This window comes from Streptomyces katrae, from assembly GCF_000966975.1.
Taxonomy (GTDB): Bacteria; Actinomycetota; Actinomycetes; order Streptomycetales; family Streptomycetaceae; genus Streptomyces; species Streptomyces katrae.
Genome location: NZ_JZWV01000973.1, coordinates 1 through 2931, shown reverse-complemented (window position 1 = coordinate 2931; position 2931 = coordinate 1). Strand labels below are relative to the sequence as shown.

Here is a 2931-nt window from a genome sequence, read left to right as displayed (position 1 = left end):
GCGGAGCCCAGGGGTCAGCCGGCGCCCAGCCAGGTGCCCACCGCATAGGTGACCGCCATCGCCAGCCCCCCGCCCAGCACGTTGCGCAGCACCGCCCGCCCCACCGCCGCCCCGCCCAGCCGCGCGCTGACCACCCCGCACAGCACCAGTGCCCCCAGCACCGCCCCCACCGTCACCGGCACCCGCACCGAAGCCCCCGGCAGGACGATCGCCAGCAGCGGCAGCAGCGCCCCGGCCGTGAAGGCGACCAGGCTGGCCAGCGCCGCGTGCCACGGGTTCGCCAGTTCGTCCGGCTCGATGCCCAGTTCCACCCGCGCGTGCGCCCGCAGCGCGTCCCGCTCCGTCAGCTGCTCGGCGGCCTCCCGGGCCACCTCACGCGTCAGGCCCCGCCCGGCCAGCAGCTCCGTCAGCTCGATCAGCTCCGCCTCCGGGTCCTCCGCCAGCTCGCGCCGCTCCAGTTCCAGCGCCGCCCGCTCCGAGTCCCGCTGCGAGCTCACCGACACGTACTCCCCCACCGCCATCGACAGCGAGCCCGCGAGCAGCCCGGCCACCCCCGCCGTGAGGATCTCCGCCCGCGAGGTGGTGGCACCGGCCACCCCCACCACCAGGCCGGCCGTGGAGATGATCCCGTCGTTGGCTCCGAGCACCCCGGCCCGCAGCCAGTTCAGCCGGGTGCTGATCGTCGCGCTCTGCGTCTGCGTCACGCCACCACTGTCGCGGCCCCGGCCCGCCCCGGCCAGCCGCCGGAGCCACCCGGCGTGCGCCGCCCCGGACCCCGTACCAGGGTGGAGGGGTGAGACCTGGGGCGCGACGGAGGGCGAGACGCGGACGGGACGAACCCGGCTGGCCGCACGGGGCCCCGCCGCCCCGTTGGGCCCGGATCGCGCCCGTGGCTGCACTGGTGGCGCTGTGCGCCGCCCAGTGGAGCACCGCCACCGCGGAACTCGGCTACTTCCTGGCCGCCCTGCCCGCCGTGGCCGCCTTCTCCTACGGCGCCGCCGGCACCGCCTTCTTCGCCGTCCTCGTGCTGGTCCTCCTCGGCGTCCCCGAGCTCGGCGTCGGGCACGCCCGCGGCGCCGACCTGGCCACCGTGGCCACCGTCGGCCTGCTCAGCGTGGTCATCGCCTGGGTGCGGCGGCGCCGCGACGCCCAGCTGGTCAGCGTCCGGACCGTCGCCGAGGCCGCCCAGCTGGCGGTGCTGCCGCCGATCCCGGAGCGGGTGGGCGGGGTGAACTGCTCGGGGCTGTACCGGGCGGCCCAGCAGGGCACGCTCGTCGGCGGCGACCTGTACGACGTACGGGCCGGGCCGTACGGGGTCCGGGTGGTGGTCGGGGACGTCCAGGGGCACGGGCTGGCCGCCGTCGGCACGGTGGCCTCGCTGCTCGGCGCCTTCCGGGAGGCGGTGCTGGACGACCCGGGGCTGGCGGCGGTGGCGGCCCGGCTGGACCGGCGGCTGACGGCCGACGCGGCGGCGGACTCCGTGGCGCACCCGGAGCTGTTCGCGACGGCCGTGCTGCTGGAGTTCCCGCCCGGGCTGGACCTCGTACGGATCGTTTCGTGCGGGCATCCCCCGGTCCTGCTGCTGCGGGACCGCGCGGTCACGGAGGTGGCCGCGGAGCCGGGCCCGCCGCTGGGCCTGGGCCTGGCCGGGCCGACCCTCCCGGAGGTCGCCGAACTCGCGCTGCTGCCCGGCGACCGGCTGCTCGCGCACACCGACGGGGTCACGGAGGCCCGCGACGCGGCCGGCTGCTTCTACCCGCTGGCGACCCGGGTCCCGGTACTGGCGGGCGACCCGGAGGGTCTGGTGCCCGCGGTCTGGGAGGACCTCGCGGCATTCAGCGGGGGCGGCCCGCGGGACGACGTGGCGCTGCTGCTGCTGTCGCCCGATCAGCGGCTGTCCGGCGGGCCCCCGCGTCAGTAAGTTCAGGGAGCGTGCACTGAGCGTTCTCGTCCCAACACGCAGGGGAGCCGCCATGTCCATGCCCATGCTGTTGATCCGGGGGACCTTCCGCGCGAAGGGCTTCGAGCCGGACGGCGACACCGTCAACTTCACCCCCGACGACGTGGCCGACTGGAAACTCGTCCCGGGCTCCAGACCGGTCGTACCACGGGCGTTCGGCAACGCCGCGATCCGGCTGGAGGGGATCGACGCGCTGGAGACCCACTACGGCCTGGAGGACTCCCCCTCGGGCAGGCAGCACCAGCCCCTGCCCCTCGCGCACCAGGCAGCGGACGCACTCCTGACGGCACTCGGCTTCACCGCCGTCGTCCGGGACGACCCAGAGCGCCCCGAGAAGGTCACCAGCACCACCCCGGAGGTGGTGCACGGCTACATCCTCACCCGCGGCGCCGACATCTACGGCCGGTGCGTCGCCCTCGTCGGCAAGGACCACCAGCCGGCCTTCAACGGCTACCTGGTCCAGGTCGACGAGGACGCGCTGAAGAACACCGTCAACCACCAGCTGGTCAAGGCCGGCCTGGCCTACCCCACGTACTACAGCGAATTCCCCGAGCTCCTGCGCAACGCCCTCACCGCCGCGGCGGGGGAAGCACAGGACCTGAAGAAGGGCGTCTGGCAGCGGGACGCGACCACCACCGGCGTGAAGGTCGACGGCCTGACCTCCCTGACGGCCGACGACGGGGCGGTGATCCTCCCGAAGCTCTTCCGCCGGCTGAAGGACTACCTGGACCTCAACCCGAGGGACCCCTCCCTGTCCTGCTTCCGCGCCTACCTGGCGGGGGCCTCGGACGACCAGTTCTACCTCCAGGGGAAGGCGGAGGTGCTCAGCGGCATGCACCACGTCGTCGAGGTCGACGGCTGCACCGTGCGGATGACCCACGGGCCGACGGAGATCGTCTTCGTGGAGAAGTGAAGCGGGCCGGTGGCCGGCCGGCTGCGGCGGCAGCCGGCCGGCCGGAGCGGCGCACCCC

At 75.1% G+C, this 2931-nt stretch carries 3 protein-coding genes; 2 read left to right on the top strand and 1 reads right to left on the bottom strand.

What is annotated here, in order from left to right; all coding sequences use genetic code 11:
* Positions 1-14: 14 nt before the first annotated feature.
* Positions 15-704, bottom strand: coding sequence for a VIT1/CCC1 transporter family protein (locus VR44_RS30685; protein ID WP_045950887.1), 690 nt, complete (start codon positions 702-704; stop codon positions 15-17).
* A 185-nt stretch (positions 705-889) separates the two neighbouring features.
* On the opposite strand from VR44_RS30685, the gene VR44_RS30680 reads away from it, so the two are divergent.
* Together VR44_RS30680 and VR44_RS30675 are read left to right on the top strand one after the other, a co-directional pair.
* Entirely contained in the window at positions 890-1921 is a 1032-nt protein-coding gene (locus VR44_RS30680) for a PP2C family protein-serine/threonine phosphatase (RefSeq protein WP_245692533.1), read from the top strand.
* Between the two features lie 58 nt (positions 1922-1979).
* Positions 1980-2873 (top strand): thermonuclease family protein, encoded by an 894-nt coding sequence (locus VR44_RS30675; RefSeq protein WP_045950888.1) that lies wholly within the window; start codon positions 1980-1982, stop codon positions 2871-2873.
* Positions 2874-2931: the final 58 nt, after the last annotated feature.